This window comes from Hoylesella shahii (assembly GCF_937990675.1).
Classification (GTDB): domain Bacteria; phylum Bacteroidota; class Bacteroidia; order Bacteroidales; family Bacteroidaceae; genus Prevotella; species Prevotella shahii.
In genome coordinates this window covers 23,787-46,127 of record NZ_CALKQY010000014.1, presented here as the reverse complement: position 1 = coordinate 46,127, position 22,341 = coordinate 23,787, and the positions used below count along the sequence as shown (strand labels likewise).

Sequence of the window (22,341 nt, the reverse complement as noted above, 5' to 3'; positions counted from 1 at the left end):
TGTTTTGAAAAGCTGTTGCCAGCTGTAACGCGCATACAGACATCAGTACAAGGGACCTTGTACTGATGTTTTGCTGCGCTTAAATGGTACGTTTACATCGTCAACTCCACCACATAATCAATATCAGTGGGCACTTTATTAAGATGAAGTGTCACGCCATCGGCATGCTTTGTAAAATTAACACGCTTGCCTGTGGCATACTCTGTGGCCTGTTTGGGCATGCGGTTACCAAGTGGCAAATACAGTCCAGTGTCTTGCAGGTCCATGATGTGAATGTAAAGTTTGTTGCCTCGCTGCGTGCTAACGCCCCATGTATGTGGACCTACCACCCCGCCACGCGTACCATAGATGGTGTTACCATACTTAGATAGCCAATGTCCAACCTCTTTGAGGCGATCAACAGCCATAGAAGGAAGACGACCACCAGGCTCTGGACCAACGTTTAACAACAGGTTAGCATTTTTTCCTGCTGCTCTAACCAACATCTGGATAAGTTCTTTACCCGATTTATAATTGGTGTCGACCAGCGAATATCCCCAATGTTCGTTGATGGTTTGGCACGATTCAAGAGGCAAATGGCTAATGCTTTGACCAGAAAGTCCTGCTGTATTTTCTCCAGGTAGATCGCGTTCGAATATCTGAATATCTTCACCTGGAAAGGGTGTTTGATGATGATTGTTGCCTATTAAGCACTGGGGTTGCAACTTATGAATGAGAGCATATTGCTCGGGAAGTTCCCAATCAAAGGGTGTTGGGTCGCTATCGTGATCCCACCAGCCATCAAACCAGATGGCACCAACTGGTCCATAGTTGGTAAGCAGCTCAGTTAGCTGCGTATTCATAAAGTTGTAATAGCTTTTCCAGTTGACAGCATCCTTGGGTCTACCCGTTCCTTTGCCCGTTCTTCCCACGGGATAATCAGTGCGATACCAGTCTAGGTGCGAGTAATAGAGGTGTAGCTTGATGCCTTGGCGGGCACAGGCATCGGCCATCTCTTTGATAATGTCGCGTTTAAAAGGCGAGCCATCAACCGAATTATAGGTGCTAGTGCCTGTTTTGTATAGCGAAAAACCATCATGGTGGCGCGTGGTGATGGTTATATACTTAGCACCAGCGGCCTTAATGGCAGCTACCCACTCATCTGCATTGAAGTTAGAGGGGTAAAAAGTCTCGGCCAACTTGGGGTATTCCTTGTAGTTGATGTTACGATTGGTCATCACCCATTCGCTTTCACCAATCATCGAGTAGAGTCCCCAATGTAGAAACACGCCAAACTTCTGGTCTTGAAATGCTTCGCGGGCAGCAAGGTTTTGCGCCGTGGGCACATAATTTTCAGGCGCATTGCCATGTTTAGCCTTAACCCCAACAGCACATAGCAGGGCGAAGGCAAGCAAGATTGTTTTTCTCATTGCATAAGTTAGTTTAGACATACATATATATAATAAGGTGTTAGGACGGTGTATCAGTCGCGTTCGGTGCGATAATGGCTCCTTGCACATATGTTTTGCCAATCCTTACGTTGTTTCCAGTTATACCAATTAGGTATTATTTTGGCCTTTTGTCTGCGCTATTCGCAGATAGGTGCACAGCTTAAACAGCTTAAAGGCCACGAGCGAGGGTTTACCCCCCACGATATTGCGATGCAGCATAGGCATCATTCTATTGAGCATTTTGCATACAAGGCCATCCAGATGCCAGCGATGCAAGCGCCGTTCGAGCCTAATGATGGGCGAGATATCTGCCAGTTCTGTGCTAAAAGCATAGAGCGTGTAGAGTGCCTCAATGGTTTTGGCCACGAATGCCACGTTGTTGTCGTAATAATTAAAGCCCACGGGGTTGTCGATATGTGCCACTTGAATGCCTTTTTGTGCCAACGACATACCCCAAAACACGTCTTCGTAACCGTAAGTAATAAAGCGATTATCGAAAGGGACGGTCTGCATCACCGCTTTATGTACCAAAAGGTTTGACGTGGTGATGTGGTGATGCGGCTGTTTTGCACGTTGCTGAGCGGTGAACTGTCGTTCGGCCGCCTGCTCGTAGCGCACTCTTAGCAGTCGTTCGTCGGTCCATGCACCGCCATACGTGGTGTTTCCGCCATAAACCACCGTACACTCGTTGGGCAGTTGTAAATATCGCTCCACAAAATTGGGCTTCACCACGCGCATATCGCTGTCAACGAAGAGCAGCCAAGGCATGTTGGCCTGTGCTGCTAGGCGATTACGAATTACCGCACGACCCACATTTTCTGTGTTAACGATGTGTCTACAATGACTCAAGGCCATTATTTCGGCATTTCGTTCAATGGTTTCAGCCTCATCGCTTCCATCTTCGGCCACCACAATTTCAAACTGCAAGCCCTCAATGGCCATAGCCTGTTTGTGCAGTTCGCGCACGAGTGTCAAACAAACATAGTTGTATGTGGGAATGAGAACAGACAGTTGGGTTTTCATTTTCGTGCAAGCCTTTTTTGTTTAGTGTATATTGTGAAAGAAGGCTAGCTGCTTAAAGCCATGCAAAACCCACTTTCACAACACTCCAACCTATGCGTTGTTGGCCGGTTTATTGTTTTTACGGCGGTTGTTGTTGCCTCGCGAGCGATTGTTTCTAGCCCCATTGCCCTGATTGTGGTTGGGTTTGGCGTTACGGTGGTTGTTAGAGTACGTCTTAGCATATCGTTTTTTACCGCTGTGGGCACCTCTTGCTCCACCCTTTTGCGGTGCTCTAGAGGCCGGTTTATATTCAGGACCTTCGCCAATGCCTTCGGGTAAGGGCAATTTTTCAATTTCTTTTTCCAAGAAACGTTCAATCTGTTGGAAGTAATAAACGTCTTGATCGCTAATCAGAGTGTAGGCCACACCATCGCGTTCGGCACGCGCAGTTCGCCCAATACGGTGCACATAGTCTTCCACATCGTGCGGAACATCGTAATTAATCACCATCGTGATATCGTCGATATCGATGCCCCGCGATAGGATGTCGGTTGCAACGAGCACGTCGGTTGCGCCACTCTTGAACTTGAACATTACCTGGTCGCGTTCCTCTTGCGAAAGGTCCGAGTGCATTTCGTCGCTGTTTATCTTCATCCGCACCAAGGCGCGGTTAATTTCCTTCACCTTTTGTTTCTTGCCAGAGAAGATAATTACGCGGTTAAGATTGCCTGCCTTAAAGATGTCTTCAAGCACTTTAAGTTTCTGAGGCTCGTAACAAAGGTAGGCTTTCTGTGCTATTTTCTCGGCTGGCTTGCTCACTGCGAGCTTAATTTCAACGGGATTTTTCAGCAAAGTCTTGGCCAACTGCTCTATTTTAGGTGGCATGGTTGCCGAGAACATGATGGTTTGGCAGGTTGGTGGCAGCTGTTTGGCAATAGTCATAATGTCTTCAGAGAAGCCCATATCGAGCATTCGGTCGGCTTCGTCGAGCACAAAGAACGACACTTTACTTAAATCAACATTGCCAAGCTGAAGATGTGAGATGAAACGGCCAGGCGTTGCGATGATGATATCAGCCCCTAGGCGCAGCGATTTAATCTCTTGGTCGTAGCGGTTGCCGTCGTTACCGCCGTAAATAGGTAAACTGCTCACGCTGTCTAGATAATAACCAAAGCCCTGCATGGCCTGATCGATTTGCTGAGCCAACTCTCTTGTGGGCGACATGATGATGCAATTGATGGCATCGTGTGGGAAACCGCCATCGTCTAGCATCGACATGATGGGCAACAAGTAGGCAGCAGTTTTGCCAGTACCTGTTTGAGCCACGCCCAAAATGTCGTTTCCTTTAAGGATTTGGGGTATACAGTGTTCCTGAATGGGAGTGCAAGTCTCGAAACGCATGTCGTACAGTGCATCGAGTACATTGTCGTTTAAGTCTAATTCTTCAAATGTCATGTTGTAGGGGCACATATTTTTCTTTTTTTGTGCCTATATATTTAGTATAATAATCTTTTCGCCTTGAGCTATATATTATATAATGTGTGGTGTTAACCTACTTTAGTTGGGCGCACTGCGATAACAGAAATAGGCCACAACGGCAAATATCAGGTTGGGAATCCATGCTGCAAGCATGGGAGGCGTGTCGGCATTCACGGCAAAGGTTGCCGAAACGGTTTGTAAGAGAATGTAACCAAAGCTCAGCGCTAAGCCTATACCAAGATAAAGACCCATACCGCCTTTGCGTTTGCGCGAGGATAACGACAGCCCGATTGTGGTTAGGATGAACGAAGCAAACGATGCAGCTATGCGTTTGTGATATTCCACCTCGTATTGCACCACGTTGCTGCTTCCTCTTCCTATCTGTTTGGAGATGTAGGCAGAGAGTTCGGGATTGGTAAACGTCTCTTGCTGTCCCTTAGAAAACACCAAGTCGGCTGGTTCCATCATGATAAGCGTATCAAGTTTGCTGCCATAAGTAATTTTCTCGCGTAAGGCTTTCATCTCACGAATGCGCCAATTAGACACTTGCCAATGATATTTCGAATCGCTAATAGTGTCGTATTGAATTTCGGAAGCCGTCATATGGCTCACCAATTTCTTGTTTTCAAACTTATCTAACGAAAATCCGTAGCCGCGTTTTGTCTTGTCATCGTAGTGTTGAATGTAGGCAATCACCCCTCTGTCCACTTGCAATTGCACGTTTTGAGCCGATGTGTTTTTCTTGCTGTTCTTGTACATCGACTCAAAATTCTGCTTAATCACCGTGCCATGTGGTATCACATAGCCACTAAGATAAAACGACAGCGCCGAAATGAGCAAGCACGACACCATATAAGGCCGCATCAAGCGATTGAAAGAGACGCCTGCTGCTAGCATCGAAATAATCTCGGACGTGCCCGCTAGCTTAGAAGTAAAGAAGATAACAGAAATGAATACAAACAGCGGACTGAACAAGTTGGCAAAATAAGGTACGAAATTGGCGTAGTAATCAAACACTATTGCCTTGAGTGGTGCATGAAACTGGGTGAACTTGGCCAAGTTCTCGTTCACGTCGAACACAATAGCAATAGAGATGATAAGCAAAATCGAAAACACATATGTGCCAATAAACTTGCGTATGATGTACCAATCCAGTATCTTAAGATAGCGAGTGGGCAACAACACACGTAGAAAACGCAGAGTAGTCACGAGCCATTCCACCCATTTTTGGTGCATAAATCGCAGCTTTAACAGTTTAAAAAAGCGTTTTAGTTGCATTCGTTTCATTTCTTTCTGCCGTATTTACACGCGTCTATTAAGGTTGTCTATAACACTAGCTTTCCATTGCACGAAGTCGCCTTGTTCGATATGATGGCGCGCATCGGCCGTTAGTCGCAGGTAAAAAGCCAAGTTATGTATGCTTGCTATTTGCATAGCCAGCAGCTCTTGCGCCTTAAAAAGGTGGTGCAAGTAAGCTTTAGAGTGTATGCGGTCTATCTCGCAGCCATCAGGATCAATGGGCGAGAAATCGTTTTCCCACTTTTTATTGCGCATGTTCATCGTGCCTTGGTAGGTAAAGAGCATGGCATTACGCCCGTTGCGGGTTGGCATAACACAGTCGAACATATCCACTCCCCTTTCTATTCCTTCAAGAATATTCTGCGGTGTGCCCACTCCCATCAGGTAACGAGGTTTGTCTTTAGGCAGAATTTCGTTCACCACCTCAATCATTTCGTACATCACCTCGGTGGGTTCTCCCACTGCAAGCCCACCAATGGCATTACCATCGGCACCTTTATCGGCCACATGCTTGGCTGCCTCTTGGCGAAGGTCTTTAAAAGTGCAACCTTGCACAATAGGAAAGAGGCTTTGTTGATAGCCATACAGCGGCTCAGTTTCGTTAAAACGCTTAAAACAACGGTCCAACCAACGTTGTGTTAGGCCCAAACTTTTCTTTGCATAGGCGTAATCACTATTGCCAGGAGGGCACTCGTCGAAGGCCATCATGATGTCGGCACCAATAATTCGTTCGGTGTCCATCACGCTTTCTGGCGTAAAGATGTGCTTGCTGCCATCGATATGCGAACGAAACTCGCATCCGTTCTCGGTTAATCGGCGGATACCAGTGAGCGAGAACACTTGAAAGCCACCCGAATCGGTTAGTATTGGCTTATCCCAGGTATTGAACTTATGCAGTCCGCCAGCATTTTTCAGCACGTCTAGCCCAGGTCTAAGATACAAGTGATAGGTGTTACCCAAGATGATTTGCGCCTTCACCTGCTGCCTTAGTTCGCTGAAATGCACACCTTTCACTGTGCCGCAGGTACCAACAGGCATGAACACGGGCGTTTTTATCTGCCCGTGGTCGGTGGTAATGATGCCCGTTCTTGCGTCCGACGCCGAGTCCGTATGTTGCAATTCAAATTTCATTTATCTGTCAATCCTTTTTCTTCTCTTCTTCAATATCAAACTTAATAGCGTTGTCCACCACCTCATTTGTCAGTGCAAAGTCCCACACGTCTTGCACATTCTCTACGAAATGGAACTTAACGCCGGTGAGATATTTCTCTGGAATTTCCTCAATATCTTTCTTGTTGGCCTTGCACATCATTATATCGGTGATGCCCGCACGCTTAGCTGCAAGTATCTTTTCTTTTATTCCACCCACGGGGAGCACCTTTCCACGCAGCGTAATTTCTCCAGTCATAGCCGTATTCTTGCGCACTTTTCGTTGGGTTAGGGCCGAAGCGATAGATGTGGCTATGGTTATACCAGCCGACGGACCGTCTTTTGGCGTTGCTCCTTCGGGCACATGGATATGGATATTCCACTGGTCGAAGAGGCGATAGTCAACACCCAACTTGTCTACATGGGCTTTAACGTACTCCAAAGCAATCACAGCCGACTCTTTCATCACTTCACCAAGGTTACCGGTTAGCGTTAGTTTGGCACCACGACCCTTGCTCAACGAGGTTTCGATGAACAAAATTTCACCGCCAACACTTGTCCAGGCCAAGCCTGTTACCACGCCTGCATAGTCGTTACCTTGATATATGTCGCGATAATAAGGTGGTTTTCCCAGCAATTCTTCTATCTCGGCGGGAGATATTTTGGTGAAAGGCAGTTCGCCATTTAGCGCCTTCAGGTAGGCCATCTTACGCAAAGCCTTGTCTATTTGTTTCTCTAGCTGTCGCACACCGCTTTCACGGGTGTACTGCTCGATAACTTTTTCTAGTGCCGCCTTATTGAAAGTGGGTTTCTCGGTGACACTTTTTGCCAAGCCCGTGTTTTGCAATTCGCGCGGCACCAGGTGGCGTTTAGCAATTTCAATCTTCTCTTCGGTGATATATCCACTCACTTCTATCAGCTCCATACGGTCGAGCAAGGGGCGCGGAATGGTGTTGAGGTCGTTGGCGGTGGCGATAAAGAGCACGCGCGAGAGGTCGAAATCAACATCGAGATAGTTATCGTGGAAGGCGTTATTCTGCTCTGGGTCGAGCACTTCTAGCAATGCCGACGAGGGGTCGCCGTGCAAAGTATTCTGCGTAACCTTGTCTATCTCGTCGAGAATAAACACGGGATTAGACGAGCCTGCTTTCTGAATGTTCTTGATAATACGGCCAGGCATGGCGCCAACATAAGTGCGGCGATGTCCGCGTATCTCGGATTCGTCGTGCAATCCGCCCAACGACATACGCACATATTTGCGATTCATGGCCGTGGCGATGCTCTTTCCAAGACTGGTTTTACCCACTCCAGGAGGTCCGTACAAGCAAATGATGGGCGATTTAAGGTCGCCACTAAGCTGCAACACAGCCAAATGCTCCAATATACGGTCTTTCACCTTCTCCATTCCATAATGGTCGTGGTCTAAAACCTTTTGAGCACGCTTAATACTTAAGTCGTCTTTGGTGTATTCGTTCCACGGCAATCCCACCATCGTTTGCAAGTACGACAGTTGAATGCTGTAATCTGGACTCTGTGGGTTTAGTGTATCCAGTTTATCCAGTTCTTTATAGAAAATCTTACTCACCTCTTCGCTCCACTTTTTAGCCTTAGCTTTCTCTTCAAGTTCGCGATGTTCGGGCGAGCCTTCGCCGTTTCCTAATTCTTCCTTGATATTTTTTATCTGCTGTTGCAAGAAGTATTCACGTTGCTGTTCATCGATATCTTCACGCGTTTTCGTGCGAATCGACTGTTTTATTTGCAGCAACTGCATCTCCTTATACAGCGTTTTTAGTGCCGTATACACCCGTTCAAGCGAGTTATCAGCCTCGAGCATGGTTATCTTGTCGTCCACATCAAAGGGCATATTCGAGCAGATAAAGTTGGTTGCAATTACATCGTGGTGTATGTTAGCTATAGCAAACTGCGCCTCGTCGGGCATTTCTTCGTTGGCTTTGATAAACTCCACGGTTTGGTTTCGCAAATCTTCCATTGCCGTATGGTATTCGCTGCTGTCTTCATCGGCGAACACTTCAGGGCGTTTAGACGTTTGCGCCACGAGATAAGGTTTGCGTTTCACCACGTCTTCTAGTTGGCAACGTCCCAATCCCTGCACAATGGCGGTGATATTGTTGCCAGGTCCCGACATCTCGAGCACCCTAACCAACTTGGCATACACGCCTAAGGGATAGAGATCTTTCTTCCCTGGGTCTTCCACATCAGCGTTTTTCTGGCAGAACACGGCAAAGATCTGCTCTGGGTTTTTCCTCAACTTGTTAACAAGACTTACGCTTGCAGACCTCCCCACAAGTATCGGCGTCACCACACCAGGGAACAATACAAGATTACGAGTGGCCAAAATGGGTACCACATCGGGAGTGGGCGTATCGAAAAGCGTGTTGATGTCGCCCTCATAGTCGGCAATCATTTGTATTGAAGTATTGTTTCTTCTGTCCATTTATTATTCTTTGCTCTTTAATAAGGCTACAAAGTTACGAATAAATCGCGAGATTAGGGCAAGTGCAACAAATTAGTTAACCTTAATGGATGTAGATTGACACAGGGGTGAGCAGACTATTAATTAGCGAGTACAAAGATTGATTGCCGAGACAATGGCTATATGGGTGGACGTGTTGACAAATTAGCTCATCGGCATTGAGCAAAAGTTGGCGAAACAGTGATTTTTTGGCTAGTGAATAACTCCGCTTACAAACTTCACCCATCGACATTGCCGCTACGTATAGCGAACAACTGTTGATCTAAGATTATCAAGCGTTCTGCTTTGTGTAAAATTTTAACCTCACAAACATCGGTCTTACAACCTTAAATTCGCACACCTCAACTTGTCTTTTAGATTATCACCTACGAGTATTTACCTCATCTATTTAGCTATTTACAAGCCTAATAACCGATGCTGTTATTCAATAGTCAACTAACATTCCATCATTTTTAATCCACGACCTCAAAAAAAAGCAAATTATTTTGGCTGTTTTGTAATAAAAACCTACCTTTGCTGTCAACTATTAACAACAACCACGAATGCTTAAACATACAACTAACAACGGGACATTTATCTATCACGTTGTGGCCTTCGTAACAGTGGCCATCTGGGGTTCTACATTTATCTCCACCAAGTTACTGATTTACGCTGGTCTTTCGCCTGCGCACATCTTTACTTTGCGCTTTCTCATCGCCTATGTGCTGATGCTAACCCTCTCGCTGCTTGGACTTACCAAGGGCGGAAACCGCAAATTGCTATGCGCAAACATGGCCGACGAAGCCTGCATGATACTGCTGGGCATTACCGGTGGTTCGGCTTTCTTCCTCATGCAAAACGAAGCGTTGCGTTTTTCTACAGCCACCAACGTGTCGCTCATTGTTTGTTCGTGTCCACTTTTCACCATGGTACTCATGCGTTTGCTGGTTCGTGGCACTCGTTTGAGTGCTTGGCAAGTGCTGGGTACGCTTTTCTCGTTCGTTGGTATGGCCGCCGTGGTGCTTAATGGCAAATTTGTATTGCATCTTTCGCCATTGGGCGACTTCCTTGCGCTTAGTGCTTGTCTGGCTTGGGCCTTTTATTCCATCATCATGAAGCGCATGAACGAACGCTACGACAGCATTTTTATCACCCGAAAAGTGTTTTTCTACGGACTGCTTACCATGCTCCCTTATTACATCATCGTGCCACAGATGCCACCATTAGAGGCTTTAACCCACCTTGATGTTATCGGCCATCTGCTCTTTCTAGGCGTTTTGGGTTCGATGATTTGCTTCCTTACATGGACCTGGGTTATGGGAAAGCTAGGCGCAATGCGTGCAACCAACTACATCTACGTTAACCCCATCACCACAATTGTGTTTGCTTGGCTGGTGCTTCACGAAACTATAACCCCCTACTTCATCGTAGGCACGGCTTTTATCTTATTGGGCTTGTTTCTCAGTGGCAAATCTAAAAGCGCATGATAAGCCTCGGCACATTGCTCGTTTCGGTGTTTACGCTGGTTCAATTAAATTGTGAAAACCTCTTCGACTGCCGACACGACAGCCTTAAAAACGACCAAGAATTTCTGCCCGATGCATATAGACACTGGACACCCTCAAGATATTGGAAGAAACTTAATCGCATTGGGCAAGAGATTGTGGCCTGCGGAGGGGAGGGACAGCAATGGAAACTGCCCGATGTGGTGGCACTGTGCGAGGTGGAAAACGACAGTGTGCTGCGCGATCTAACACGTCGTTCGCTGCTTCGCACCGCTCGTTACGAATATGTAATGACACAATCGCCCGACCTTCGTGGCATCGACGTAGCCCTACTCTACTCGCCTTTTACCTTTGCATTGATTAAAAGCCACACCATGCGCATAAATCCGCCAACTGGTATGCGCCCCACACGCGACATTCTCTATGCTAAAGGGGTTAGACCAGTGGGCGACACGCTGCACATCTTTGTTATTCACGCACCTAGTAGGGCCGGCGGAGAAGCCAATACAAGGCCTTATCGTGTGGCTGTGGCACAACGATTGTGCAATGCTATCGACTCAATAAGACGAGAAGATGTAACCGCCAACATCATCGTTACTGGCGATTTTAACGACTATGGCAATACGCCGGCACTACAATTGCTAACTCAAAAAGCCTTAACAGACGTTTCGGCCAATGCTAAAGGCTGCAACGGCGCCAAAGGCACATATAGATACCAAGGCGAATGGGGCAGCCTAGACCATGTTTTTGTGAGCGAACAATTATGTAAAAAGGGTGTATCTTGTCGCATTTTCGATGCTCCTTTCCTAATGGAGGACGAAGAGAAATACGGTGGCAAACGCCCGTGGCGAACCTATCAGGGACCAAAATACCTTGGTGGATTTAGCGACCACCTGCCTTTAGTGGTTACTTTCAACTTACCCTTTGCTGAAAGCAAACCATAATAATAGCGGGAAACCACACAACACCCTTGTGCAATAAACAAAAACAAACAACTGTAAGCCTGACCCATAGCACGCTTTTGTAGCGATTAATTACACTTACAAGCGTACAAAGTAGTTTGTAACCACACTACAAGCACCTTGTAGTCGCACTACAAGGCGCTTCTAGCCCAACTATTTTTTTATTATCCCTCTTTTTGCGCAACTGATTTGGCATTGTCGAATACCACTTTCGTCTTATCAAACCCCATTGAACGCAGCAAACTACCAAACTGCAAGCGCGCATTATTTTCGGCCAGAGCAATATTAGCAGGCGTAAGACAGCGTTTGCGCATCATAGCATTGGCCTTTTGATAAAGAAGTTCGCGGTCGGCATCACTCCACGAACCCGAAGAGAAAAACGACTGCGTGCGAGCCTCATCAATAAAATTAGCATCGAGAAGTTTAACGGGAGGAAGCGTTGCACAAAGTGTATCGCCTTGCATCGACAGCCAACGCGGACCGGCCTCGTGCATATTAACACCCAAACGCAACGTACCATAATAGATACGCACTAGTTTGTCGTCGCCAAAGAAGCCATATTTAACAGTGTCTACCAACTCTTCGTTCTCGATGGCCAAAAACTCCCACTCACCAATAGCCTCTATTTGCTGTATCTGATTGGGCGTTAGGTCGATTTTATCGTTGCTAACAATGCTCATCTCATTAGAATTTTCGCAGCGAGAAATAAACACCATAATCACTATAAACACCACAAACGCTAAAACCGCGTATAGCCAAACGCGGAAAGGAATAAGCGAAACCAGTTTGCTAAACTTACTCATTGTCATTTCTCCTTTCTGTATTGCCCAACAAAAGACGCACAATGTCGCCGTAACCAAAGTCGTTGCGGAACTTAACGGTAATATTCTCTTCCTTAAATCCCATCTGCACCACCATCGGAATGATAACATTGGCCGCATTGTGTCGTGCCTGTTCCATCACCTTCAAGTGCGGTATAGACTTCACAATCGACTCGCGTCCCTGCCTTTCGTAAGAAGCCAATTCGGCATCAGTAAAGTTAGAACGCGCAAAGTCTACGTATCGCTTAATACCTTTATTATCAATACGCGTGCCAGTAAGTTCTATTTGCGGGTCGGGAAGTGTAATTTCGATACGGTCACCCTTACGCTTAACATTATCTTTGGTAAAACTCCCAAAGTCAACATAAGCCTTCAACGTGGCTTCCATAGGTATGGCCACCTGCCGTTTGCTAAGCGGCAAGTTGATATTAAACTTGTTTCCAAGAAACGAACCCTTAATGCTTTTCTCATCATTGTGGGTAATAATCTTATGAACTCGTATCTCAGTGGTGTAGAGTCGAGAACATTTCTTAAGCTGAGTAACCATCACAGGCACTGTGTCGATAGCTTCATTAGCTGGTTGGATTTTCTTATCCGAACAAGCCAAAAGCATAAAAGCCAAAGCCAATACCATTAAAACACTTCTATACATTCCTCATATTGATTTACGTGCTGTGCAAAGTTAATAAATAATGTGCACATCATTTTGCTATTTACGCTATTTATTCTTATCTTTGCCAGATAAAAACTACATGCAAATGAAAAAACATATCCTAGGCCTCGTTACCATGAGCGTGGCCATCTGCTTGACCTCGTGTGGGGAGAAAAAAGAGAAAACAGACATTATCGCACGCAAACATATTGTGGTGCGAGCTAAAGAAACACGCATGATGGGCAACCATAGTGAGAGTAGAAAAGTGCAATGGATTGGCAACAGCTATACTGTTGACACCGACTTAAAAGCCGACAAGTCGCTGCCCATTGTTAGCGACGGCGAACAAAAATACTACGACAACCGCGCCACTGTGAAAATACTTCGCAAAGATGGCTCGGTATTCTTCAATCGTACATTCTCAAAAGCCGACTTCATTAACCAAATAGACGCTAGCTACAAGGATGGCGCCTTGCTTGGTGTGGTTTACGACAAGTGCGATGGCAACAATCTCTACTTCGCAGCTAGTGTTGGGTCACCCGATAAATCGAGCGACGAATATGTGCCACTGGTTGTTAAGATTTCTAGATTTGGAGAAGTAAGCATCAAAAAGGATGCTACGCTAGATACGCAAAGCGAAATGACCTCTAACAACACTGCAGAAGAAGAGGAAGGCGTATAAGAATACGCCAGTTCGGGATAAAAAGTGCCCTAAAAAGTTGGTAATCTCGCTATATATGTTTTGTAAGTTATTGATTTACAACTATAAAGCTACAAAATAATAGCGAGATTACCAACTTTTTAGGGCACTTTTTATCCCGAACTGGCGTAAGCAATGCCTTCTACATCATACAACACCTCTGTTTCTAACTTATTCGGTTGCAAACCCGCCTTATTCTGTCCCCATAAGTCAACAGAGATAAGGCTTAGAAAGATGCAAATACACAAGAATAACCTTTTCATACCATCACCTCACTTTCTATATATAAACATACTCATTATGCACATTTTATCTGTATTGAACAACGTTACAGCTCATTTCCCCTACTTTGCCGTTGACTTCTCCTTACTTATCGCTTGTCGTTTCTGTCGCAATTCGCGGCGAAATATCTCAGTCCAACTTTCTTTTGCGAAAAAAGAAAAGGGTAATATGATGCTTGATTCGAACGTTTCCTTTGTTTCGATGTCCCTTTCAGGCGTGAACGGGAGACTTTTAACGAACGACAAGAAAACGTTATAAAAGTCTGAATAGGTGGCAGAGTCTGGCGGTGTACGCTCATACTTGGCCATAACCGCCTTACCTTCTTCGTTCAATTTCAACTTAACTACCAAGAGCATCGTGTCGGGACATGCTTTCTTCTCACGATAAGTACAATAAAGTGAATAGGCCATCTCCAGCAAAGAGTCGACAGACACGCCATAATCTGCCGCCCTCCTATTATATGGATTCAATGCAGGCTTTAATGGAAAAGACTGGTCTTTGCTTTTTATGTATATAGTTCGCCCACGTACTCCTTTCCTCTTTACAATCAGTGTGTCCTCCGTCAGTTTCAAAATTTTCCCTTTCCAATCAAGCTCCGCCGGGTAACGGCTACTATAACGAAACACTTTTAATGTTCTTCGCTTGTCAACTGAAAAGAAGGTAGACAACCACATGCTCGCTCGGGTTACATACTCTCGATGTCTCCCCTCATCGTATTCCATATATTCAAGACCTTGTTTCTGTAAAGCCACGCCCCGTCTACCACTTTTGTAATCCCAATACTTAATGCTGTCGGCCGTTAGGAGTGAGATGTACTCAGCCACTTTCTGCCCACGGCTTTGTTTATTAAGCTTAGTCTGCCCCCATAAGACAAGGGGGATAAAGCTTAGAAAGATGCAAATACACAAGATTTACCTTTTCATACGCGATATTGCAAATTAAATTACGGCTATTAAAATACACGTTCAATAGATGCACTTACATACTTATCAGTCTCGAAACGCCATACCACCACCATACAAACGAATGCAGAAGCTATTCGTCACGTCGCAATTGCCTGAACGCAATTTCATCCAACACCTTATCATAAACAGCTTTATTACGCTTAGGTACATGGTCATAATACACCCTCACCCCATCAGAATAAACGTCCTTACGCCAATATCGATTGTTCTCCACCCCAACAGACGTTTTTCTTTCGCCTTTCCTTTCCACCATTTTACTTTGGTACTTATCTATGGAAAACTCCATCATTGAACCTTGGAAGACAATAATATATGCACTATCAACGAAATGATAGAAATAAATCACGCCTTCTTCGTAGTTCTCTTTCTGTCGATGAAATGGCTTAGGAAGTTTCATTGTCACCTCTTTTGATAAGAGTTTCTGATGTTCCTGCACAAAAAAAAGATGCTCATTGCTTATTGTTGAACAGCATAACAGTACACACATCAACGCCAATGTCGCCATAACATGAACGAATGAGTGCCTTAGAAATAGACAAATCGAGGAGAATGTAAACCTATTAGACGATTGAGCTGCCATTACATGGGCCATTTTAGAGAAGAGCTGTCAAAGTTCATTGTTGATAGTTTATTCCTCTTGAACTTCTGCTCGCAGTCTATATCTTTCAATTTATCAAACACCAACTCGTCCGAGTCTGGCATTTGCACATGGTTCTTTGTGGTATAGTTGTTCATATCTGTAATAAACAAAGTGTCTTCCACAAGCTTGTAACGCACAAACATTATGGTATCATGCACACAATCAAAAACAGCTGTCGAGTCTCGATAAAAGTATAAGTGGCAATATAAAGTTGCTTTAGCGTATCTCGATTCCACTTGCCAATGGCCTATAATATCATTTACGGCAATAGGCTTGCTCCTCTCGCGAGTACACGAAGAGAGTAAGAAGAGCATGATACAGCCAAGGGCTGTAACAACTTTATTGATAGAGCAACATTTCCTCGTTGAAACGAACGGGCCTGTTCTCGGTTTTATGATTAATCTCTTTAACTTCATGATATATCAAGTTTGTTAGCCAGTGATTTTTTAGGTTATACGTTTCTGAGCCCTTATGCTTACAAGCTTATTGCATACGCCGGGGTTAAGGTAAGCAAGAATTACCTATTGGGCTGATACCATAAGGGTTAAGACTACCGACAAAGCAGCCGTGACAAATTGACTTTCCCCAGTATCGGTATTTATCGGCAGGAATATTAAACCCGACAACAAAGTTCGTTATTTTATTTGATAATGACAACTGAAAAGAAAGAAAATGATAATGAAGCCGACGTGACTTTTAATATTGCTATAGATGGAGAGAAGTTTGTTATCCCTATGATGCCAACACAAGATAGGCACTCGTCTCAAAGACGAAGTGCAGTACCTATCAACTCAATAGTTTATAAGCCTGCGAAAACCCAACAAGTCACAAATACATAAACTCGTGGACATATCAACCTTTCAAATCAAAAAAATACAAACCCAAAAAGGTTATAAACCTATAAATTCATAGCTTCATAAACTTATAAGCCCATCAACTGAAGCAATGAAGAGCTCATCAACTCAAAACCTTAAATTATTGCCTTTTATTTTACAATACTACTCTAACTTTTTCTCCGTTCTAGCGAAAATACAGGTTGAAAAGTAGGTAAAAAACCACTGTTTTTAACCTTTCACACCTTTTGCTTTGTCTACTTTTAAGAACACAACCTGCATTTTGCACCATTTTGCCTTTCTAGTTTGGCCGCCAACTCGTGATTTTAGAAGCCCATTTACCCACTTTTAGCCCCTAAAACGATACTTTTTAATGGCCATTTTGCCCTTTTCAGACATGTATTTAAAGGTGCTAAAGGGTTTTGTTTATACCATTGCAGTGGATATTTATGCTTTTCGCCGGGCATTTTGAAGCATTTAGCACTGTATTTAGCGGCATTTTAGCTTGCGTTTAGCACCATTTTGCACTGCGTTTAGCACCAAAACGCAGTGCATTTAGCAGCATATTACACTGCATTTAGCACCAAAACGCAGTCCATTTAGTACCAAATAGTCCAAAAACGGGTGCAAACGACGGCTATTATAAATAAAAATTCATCTTGCCGCATTCTCAAGCTTACCCCATTTTACATCGAAACAAACCTTCGCGAGAATCGATTATTTGCGGAAAGGTGGACGGTTGGTGAACAGAAAGGGCACTCATAATGTTAAATTTCTTACTGAAAACCAGACAAAATTATTTATACTGCATACACGCGCACGAGCTACTTAATGAAAAGAAAGGCTACCCGGGTTTAAATCGAGTAGCCTTTCTTTATCAATAACTTATTCCTCTCTTTATTTGGCTGACCCCAATCGGTGATTAGAACGTTTATCACCTGTTCTAACTTGTTTGGATTGCTCTATGGTCATCTTTCGTTTGCTTGTCGGCATCTTGCCTTCCCTATTGTCTTGCCGTAGCTCGCTACGCTTCACAATGCTTTAGGCAATTTACCAGCAAGCAAACAAAATATGTATAGACGCTTGTGAGCGATTGGAAATAAAGTTTGTTAAGCCTTATTCTTTATCCCACCATACACGCGAACTGAACGAGTCGCCATGTCTGTATGTGCTTCGCGAGATAGCCTCGTTATAATTCGTGGTGTTGCTTTTCTCCTCTCTTGTGGGGTAACGGAAACGACGTGGTATTTCATTATTTACCGTTGCCGACTGTCCATCCAATGCTGCCATAGCGGCTGGAGTGAGCGCGGGATAACCCGAACGACGCCAATTAGCAAACACTTCGTGTGGGTCGCCAAAGGTGGTAATGTAATATTGCGTGTTGATTTGTTCTAAAGCCCTAGCTGCATTAAAGGGATTGGCTGCCAAATAAGCAGTTGCATAGGCGGCAAGTGTTCCACCAGAAATGCCCACAGTGGCATCGCTATTGAGTGCTGTGAGAGCAGCAGCGTAAGCAGGGAACTGCGAGAACTGCTCGAAAGCAGCCGTTACACCCGCTTTATAATAGTTGGCTGCCGAACCAGAGATATAACCGCGCTGTGCAGCTTCGGCCATAAGCAAGCAGGTTTGAGCATAGGTTACAACAAATGTAGGACCCGTTGGGTCGGCATAAGTGCAACGGTTGGGCGACGAGAAGTAAGCGCCATAGTTCTCAAGGAACGATTGCGTGTTGAACGAAGCATCAACCTGACCCACAAAATACTGTGATTCCTTGTTATCGCTGTAGCCACCAACAGGCATACCACGTTGAGAAGCGAAGCTCATGTTGCCATAGTCTGCTGCCCCCCATGTGCCATTGCTCTTTTCGATGTTGGTGTAAAGCTTACCATTCTCTGTGGGAGCCACGGTACAAATCAAGCCCAAACGAGGGTCTTTGGCGCTCTTAAGCATATCTACAAAGGTTTTACCCATGTAGAACTCACGGTCTTCTTTAGAAATAATCTTTGCAAAGGGTTCTGAAGAGTCGTTAGTTACAGCAGCACCGCTATGGTTTAGTAGGCAGTTGTCACTATTAGAGGTGAACACGCCATTAGCCACAGCCTTTGCTGCATAAGTCTTTGCAGTGGCAGCATCAACCTTAACAAGGCGCATAGCCAAGCGTAGCATGAGCGAATTGGCTAGTTTTTTCCATTTAGAAGCATCGCCGTTGTAATACAAGTCTTGCGATTTCATTGCTGCAGTACCCGAAGAGAGGTTAGCTTGTGCCTCATCGAGTTCGGCCAGCATGCTCTTATACATGGCTTCCTGTGTATCGTATTTGGGAAAAGAGAACTGTTCGGGTCTTCCCGCTTCGCTATAAGGGATGTCTCCATAAAGGTCGGACATCTTAGCAAAAGCGTAAACACGCAACACGCGTGCAATGTTCCAATCAATCTGCATATCGGCGTTGTCCTTCCAAAGATCGTAGCAGGTGGTTACGTTGCGCAGAGCGCCTCGGTCGCCAGAGAAGGTGTTAAAGTACGATGCAGAATAACCTTCGTTCCATTGATAACGTGCATAATTGTTCCACCAGCCAATAGACGAAAGCTGTTGAGTCCATTGTGCAGAATAGATACAACCTGTTCGCCAGAGGTCCCAATCAGAACCCAGCACCTGATGTTGCGCACTTGAGAACAACATTTCGTAAGGAACATTTTCGCTATTGAGGTGTTCACCATCGATATTGGTATCGCCAAAATCGCCACAAGCAGTTAAGCCAAGGGCGAAAAGCGGAGCCATCGCAATATATTTTATATTTTTCATTGTGATATTCTTAAAGAGGGATTAAAATTTCACGTTCACATTAAATCCGATATTACGAACTGCGGGGTAGCCATTAAGCTCCAAACCTTGTCCGTTGGAGTTGTTCAACGACGACTCTGGGTCGATATTTGGCGTGTGCTTCATGATTGTCCAGAGGTTACGAGCAATCACCGACACGTTCAAATCCTTAATCCAAGTAGTCTTTTTGAGTAGCGACTTGAAGTTATAGCCAAGGCTCAACTCGCGCAGTTTGATAAACGAAGCATCGTAAACAAACTCTTCGGCGATGTTGTTACTTGTTATTGCCTGATAATAATCGTAAGAGCTAATGGCCACGGTGTTGGCTGCTCCTGTGGCTTCGTCGATACCATTAGCAACGATAGAGCCCACGGGGTTGGCTGCCGAGCGACCATTAAGGGTTTCTTTATGTAAACCGTAAGCATACAATTGGTGGTTAGTACCAGAGAATATCTTCGCACCAAACTTGGCATCAATCAAGAATCCAAAGCTGAAGTCTTTGTAAGTAAACGAGTTTCTGAAACCACCCGTCCATTTATAAACACCATTTCCAAGACTTACCACATCGCCAGCCTGAGGTTTTCCCTTGCTCAAGAGCAGACGGCCTTCTGAGTCGCGTTTGTACTTACGACCCACAATCTCGCCATAGGGCGACCCTACGATGTTGTAGATGGTAACGCTTCCGTTGCGCGATGATGCGCCATCGATAGACAATTGGCTAACGCCGTCGCCTAAATATTCCACCTTCGAGTCGTTAACGGCAAAGTTCAAAGAGGTGTTCCAAGTAAAGTCGGCAGTGCGAATAGGATATGCATCCACCATAAACTCAAATCCACTGTTCCTTATTTTGCCCACGTTCACAATCTTAGCATCGTATCCTGAGGTTGAAGAAGTAGACACTGTTGCGATGTCGTCGGTGGTTCTCTTGTTGTAATAACTCATGTCGAAGGTGAGTCGGTTTTGGAAGAACGAGAGGTTAAGGCCTGTTTCAAACTCGGTAATCTTTACTGGTTTGAGGTTGGTGTTGGGCAATACATTTCCGTTATATTGGGTTGCGGTAGTACGTCCGTCAACCGAATAGTCGTTAATCTTATAAAGCAAAAGTGTTTTATAAGGCTCTGTTCCGTTAGAAGCAAATGCATAACCAGCCCTAATCTTACCAAAGTCGAACCACTGTGGTAGCGAAAGCGACTCGCGGAAGGTGTCGGTGAACACCCACGATGCGGTTAACGAGGGATAGAAATAGCTGTTGCTGTTGGCTGCAAGTGTTGAGAACCAGTCGTTACGACCTGTGAAATTCAAAAACAATTGGTTCTTATAACCAAGGTCGAGTGTTCCATAGAACGAGTTTACCTTATATTCAAGGTGACGTTTCTCGGGGCGTTGCCCACCAGGAGCGAGGTTATTAACCGACCAAACACCATCCACGATGAAGGGTCTACCGCCTGCTGTGGTGAAATAAGTCTTTGTAACGTTGTGCTGTCTGTTACCACCAAAGGTTGCCCCGATGGTAAAGTCGCCCACTGTTTTATCAAAACCTAAAAGGAAATTGAAGTTGGTCTCGTAGAAATTTCTGCTGTATTCGCTCATGAAACCCGATGGGTCGGCAGCTGCTCCCTTAGGTTGCACCTGCTTAAACTCCATATTGAAGCCATCGCGTTGTGCCGAACCTTGCAGATAAAGCCAATCGGTGATATCCCATTTCAAAGTAACGGCAGCCGTTAGTCGGTTGCGTTCTGATTCGTTGGTCTTGCGGTATTGCAGCCAATAGGGGTTGTTAAAGTAAACATTGTTACCGCCAATCATCTCGTTTCCATTGGCATTAGTACCCCAAGTCTTAACGCCTTCCATCCAACGAATGTCGAACGAGTTGCCTCGATACATCAAAGAAGCATTGGTATTGCCGTTACCATCAGATAGTCCGGCACGTCCGTTTGCCTTATCAAACACATAGTTGGCTGTGATGGTTGCCGAGAGGTTTTTCAATATTTGGTATTGCGTGTTGAGGTTAAAGCCCACCTGACTGTTTTGTGCATTGGGTAGGATGGACTTTTCTTTATTATACGACACGCCAAAGCGATAAGTGGCTACATCCGATGCACCCGAAACCGAGGCCGAGGTGTTAGAAGTTACACCAGTGCGATAGAAGTTAGGCCAATTGTCGATATACGAATACTTGTAGGTATTGCCAAGGAAGTTGGTGGCATCGCTACCATCTAGGGCTGCTCCCCAGCTGTAGCTTTCACCTTCTTTCGCAGCTGTGGCTGTGGTGGGCTTTACACCTTCCTTACCCAATCCATACTCTTTTTGCCAATCGCGATAGTCGTATATATTGTTAAAGGTGATGTTCTCGTTCACTTCGATAACAGTTCCCTTACCTTTCTTTCCGCTTTTGGTGGTGATAAGGATGGCACCATTACCTCCGCGGTAGCCATATAGGGCCGAAGCAGCAGCACCTTTAAGCACTTGAATGCTTTCAATATCGTCGGCATTGATGTTAGAAAGACCGTCGCCCATATCTAGTCCGCCCCATGTTCCTGCTGAACCTTGGTTAGAATTGTCGAAAGGCACACCGTCTATTACATACAAGGGCATATTGTTTCCTGTTAACGAGGCATTACCGCGAATAATAACACGCGACGAACCTGTAGAACCTGTGGCGTTTCCAGCCACAAACACACCCGCAACCTTACCAGAGAGGGCGTTACCCACATTGGGATCGCGAGCCAACTGGAAGTTGTCGCCGCCCAATTGTGTGGTGGAATAACCCAACGAACGCTCCTGGCGCTTAATACCAAGAGCAGTAACAACAACTTCGTTAAGGGCTTTTCCTTCTTCTTCGAGCACCACGTTTACAACCGTTTTTCCACCAGGTGTAACGTTTTTGCTAGCAAATCCCACATACGAGAACATCAACGTGGGGTTATTGCCCTGTGTGCGAATGGTGAATTGTCCGTCGATATTGGTGACAACTCCATTTGATGTACCAACTTCTTTCACACTTACGCCCACTAGGGGTTCGCCAGTTGTGCTCTTTACCACTCCCGAATAGGTGTTCGCAGTTTGCTGCTGATGCAGCGCGCCCTTACCTTTTGTTGTTGCATCTGCTGCTTTCGCTCCTTGCGGGTGAAGGCAGAGGAAACAAACAGACAAGGCCGCCCAACCCCAAAATGGGTGGTGTGCGTAATGATACTTCTTCATGTTTTGTTTTTAAGTTAAATAATTAAGATGTGATATTGTTATAGTCTCTTTCTTTTTATAACACAAAATTATCAATATATTTGCCTATCTAGCCCATAAACGCTACAGTTTAACCTATGTATTAAATA

The 22,341-nt window shown here is 45.0% G+C and carries 16 protein-coding genes; 3 read left to right on the top strand and 13 right to left on the bottom strand.

The window, feature by feature from the left end; translation table 11 throughout:
• Nucleotides 1-92: 92 nt before the first annotated feature.
• From QME03_RS01840 to lon, 6 genes are all read right to left on the bottom strand, one after another.
• Entirely contained in the window at nt 93-1,409 is a 1,317-nt protein-coding gene (locus QME03_RS01840) for an alpha-L-fucosidase (RefSeq protein WP_281723289.1), read from the bottom strand.
• 129 nt (nt 1,410-1,538) lie between these two features.
• Nucleotides 1,539-2,453 (bottom strand): glycosyltransferase family 2 protein, encoded by a 915-nt coding sequence (locus QME03_RS01835; RefSeq protein ID WP_281723288.1) that lies wholly within the window; start codon nt 2,451-2,453, stop codon nt 1,539-1,541.
• Nucleotides 2,454-2,543: 90 nt separating this feature from the next.
• A complete protein-coding gene (locus tag QME03_RS01830; protein WP_410521746.1) occupies nt 2,544-3,902 on the bottom strand; it encodes a DEAD/DEAH box helicase in 1,359 nt (452 codons plus the stop codon).
• Between the two features lie 87 nt (nt 3,903-3,989).
• A complete protein-coding gene (locus QME03_RS01825; RefSeq protein WP_281723287.1) occupies nt 3,990-5,198 on the bottom strand; it encodes an LptF/LptG family permease in 1,209 nt (402 codons plus the stop codon).
• 15 nt (nt 5,199-5,213) lie between these two features.
• A complete protein-coding gene (gene tgt, locus QME03_RS01820; RefSeq protein WP_025815455.1) occupies nt 5,214-6,341 on the bottom strand; it encodes a tRNA guanosine(34) transglycosylase Tgt in 1,128 nt (375 codons plus the stop codon).
• Between the two features lie 7 nt (nt 6,342-6,348).
• The gene (lon, locus tag QME03_RS01815) at nt 6,349-8,814 is read right to left on the bottom strand and encodes an endopeptidase La (protein WP_273261895.1); all 2,466 of its coding nucleotides are present in this window, start codon (nt 8,812-8,814) and stop codon (nt 6,349-6,351) included.
• 581 nt (nt 8,815-9,395) lie between these two features.
• On the opposite strand from lon, the gene QME03_RS01810 reads away from it, so the two are divergent.
• Both QME03_RS01810 and QME03_RS01805 read left to right on the top strand, forming a co-directional pair.
• Nucleotides 9,396-10,319, top strand: a complete 924-nt coding sequence (locus tag QME03_RS01810) for a DMT family transporter (protein ID WP_281723286.1) — start codon at nt 9,396-9,398, stop codon at nt 10,317-10,319.
• On the top strand, nt 10,316-11,281 hold the full coding sequence (locus QME03_RS01805) for an endonuclease/exonuclease/phosphatase family protein (RefSeq protein ID WP_281723285.1): 966 nt from the start codon (nt 10,316-10,318) through the stop codon (nt 11,279-11,281). Before QME03_RS01810 ends, QME03_RS01805 begins: the two co-directional genes overlap by 4 nt.
• Nucleotides 11,282-11,463: 182 nt before the next feature.
• Here the strand turns inward: QME03_RS01805 and QME03_RS01800 are convergent, their stop codons facing one another.
• The gene (locus QME03_RS01800) at nt 11,464-12,102 is read right to left on the bottom strand and encodes a DUF4230 domain-containing protein (RefSeq protein WP_281723284.1); all 639 of its coding nucleotides are present in this window, start codon (nt 12,100-12,102) and stop codon (nt 11,464-11,466) included.
• On the bottom strand, nt 12,095-12,772 hold the full coding sequence (locus QME03_RS01795) for a DUF4230 domain-containing protein (RefSeq protein ID WP_273146632.1): 678 nt from the start codon (nt 12,770-12,772) through the stop codon (nt 12,095-12,097). Before QME03_RS01795 ends, QME03_RS01800 begins: the two co-directional genes overlap by 8 nt.
• A gap of 100 nt (nt 12,773-12,872) precedes the next feature.
• Between QME03_RS01795 and QME03_RS01790 the strand changes: the two genes are divergently transcribed.
• Nucleotides 12,873-13,454, top strand: coding sequence for a DUF4738 domain-containing protein (locus QME03_RS01790; RefSeq protein WP_273116701.1), 582 nt, complete (start codon nt 12,873-12,875; stop codon nt 13,452-13,454).
• A 131-nt stretch (nt 13,455-13,585) separates the two neighbouring features.
• Here QME03_RS01790 and QME03_RS01785 read toward each other — a convergent pair whose 3' ends face one another.
• From QME03_RS01785 to QME03_RS01765, 5 genes are all read right to left on the bottom strand, one after another.
• Entirely contained in the window at nt 13,586-13,735 is a 150-nt protein-coding gene (locus QME03_RS01785) for a hypothetical protein (protein WP_274946452.1), read from the bottom strand.
• 81 nt (nt 13,736-13,816) lie between these two features.
• Nucleotides 13,817-14,578: a hypothetical protein gene (locus tag QME03_RS01780; protein WP_274946451.1), complete on the bottom strand. Its 762-nt coding sequence runs from the start codon at nt 14,576-14,578 to the stop codon at nt 13,817-13,819.
• 211 nt (nt 14,579-14,789) lie between these two features.
• Nucleotides 14,790-15,116 (bottom strand): hypothetical protein, encoded by a 327-nt coding sequence (locus QME03_RS01775; protein WP_274946450.1) that lies wholly within the window; start codon nt 15,114-15,116, stop codon nt 14,790-14,792.
• A 2,192-nt stretch (nt 15,117-17,308) separates the two neighbouring features.
• A complete protein-coding gene (locus QME03_RS01770; protein ID WP_281723283.1) occupies nt 17,309-18,994 on the bottom strand; it encodes a SusD/RagB family nutrient-binding outer membrane lipoprotein in 1,686 nt (561 codons plus the stop codon).
• 21 nt (nt 18,995-19,015) lie between these two features.
• On the bottom strand, nt 19,016-22,213 hold the full coding sequence (locus tag QME03_RS01765) for a SusC/RagA family TonB-linked outer membrane protein (protein ID WP_281723282.1): 3,198 nt from the start codon (nt 22,211-22,213) through the stop codon (nt 19,016-19,018).
• Nucleotides 22,214-22,341 lie beyond the last annotated feature (128 nt).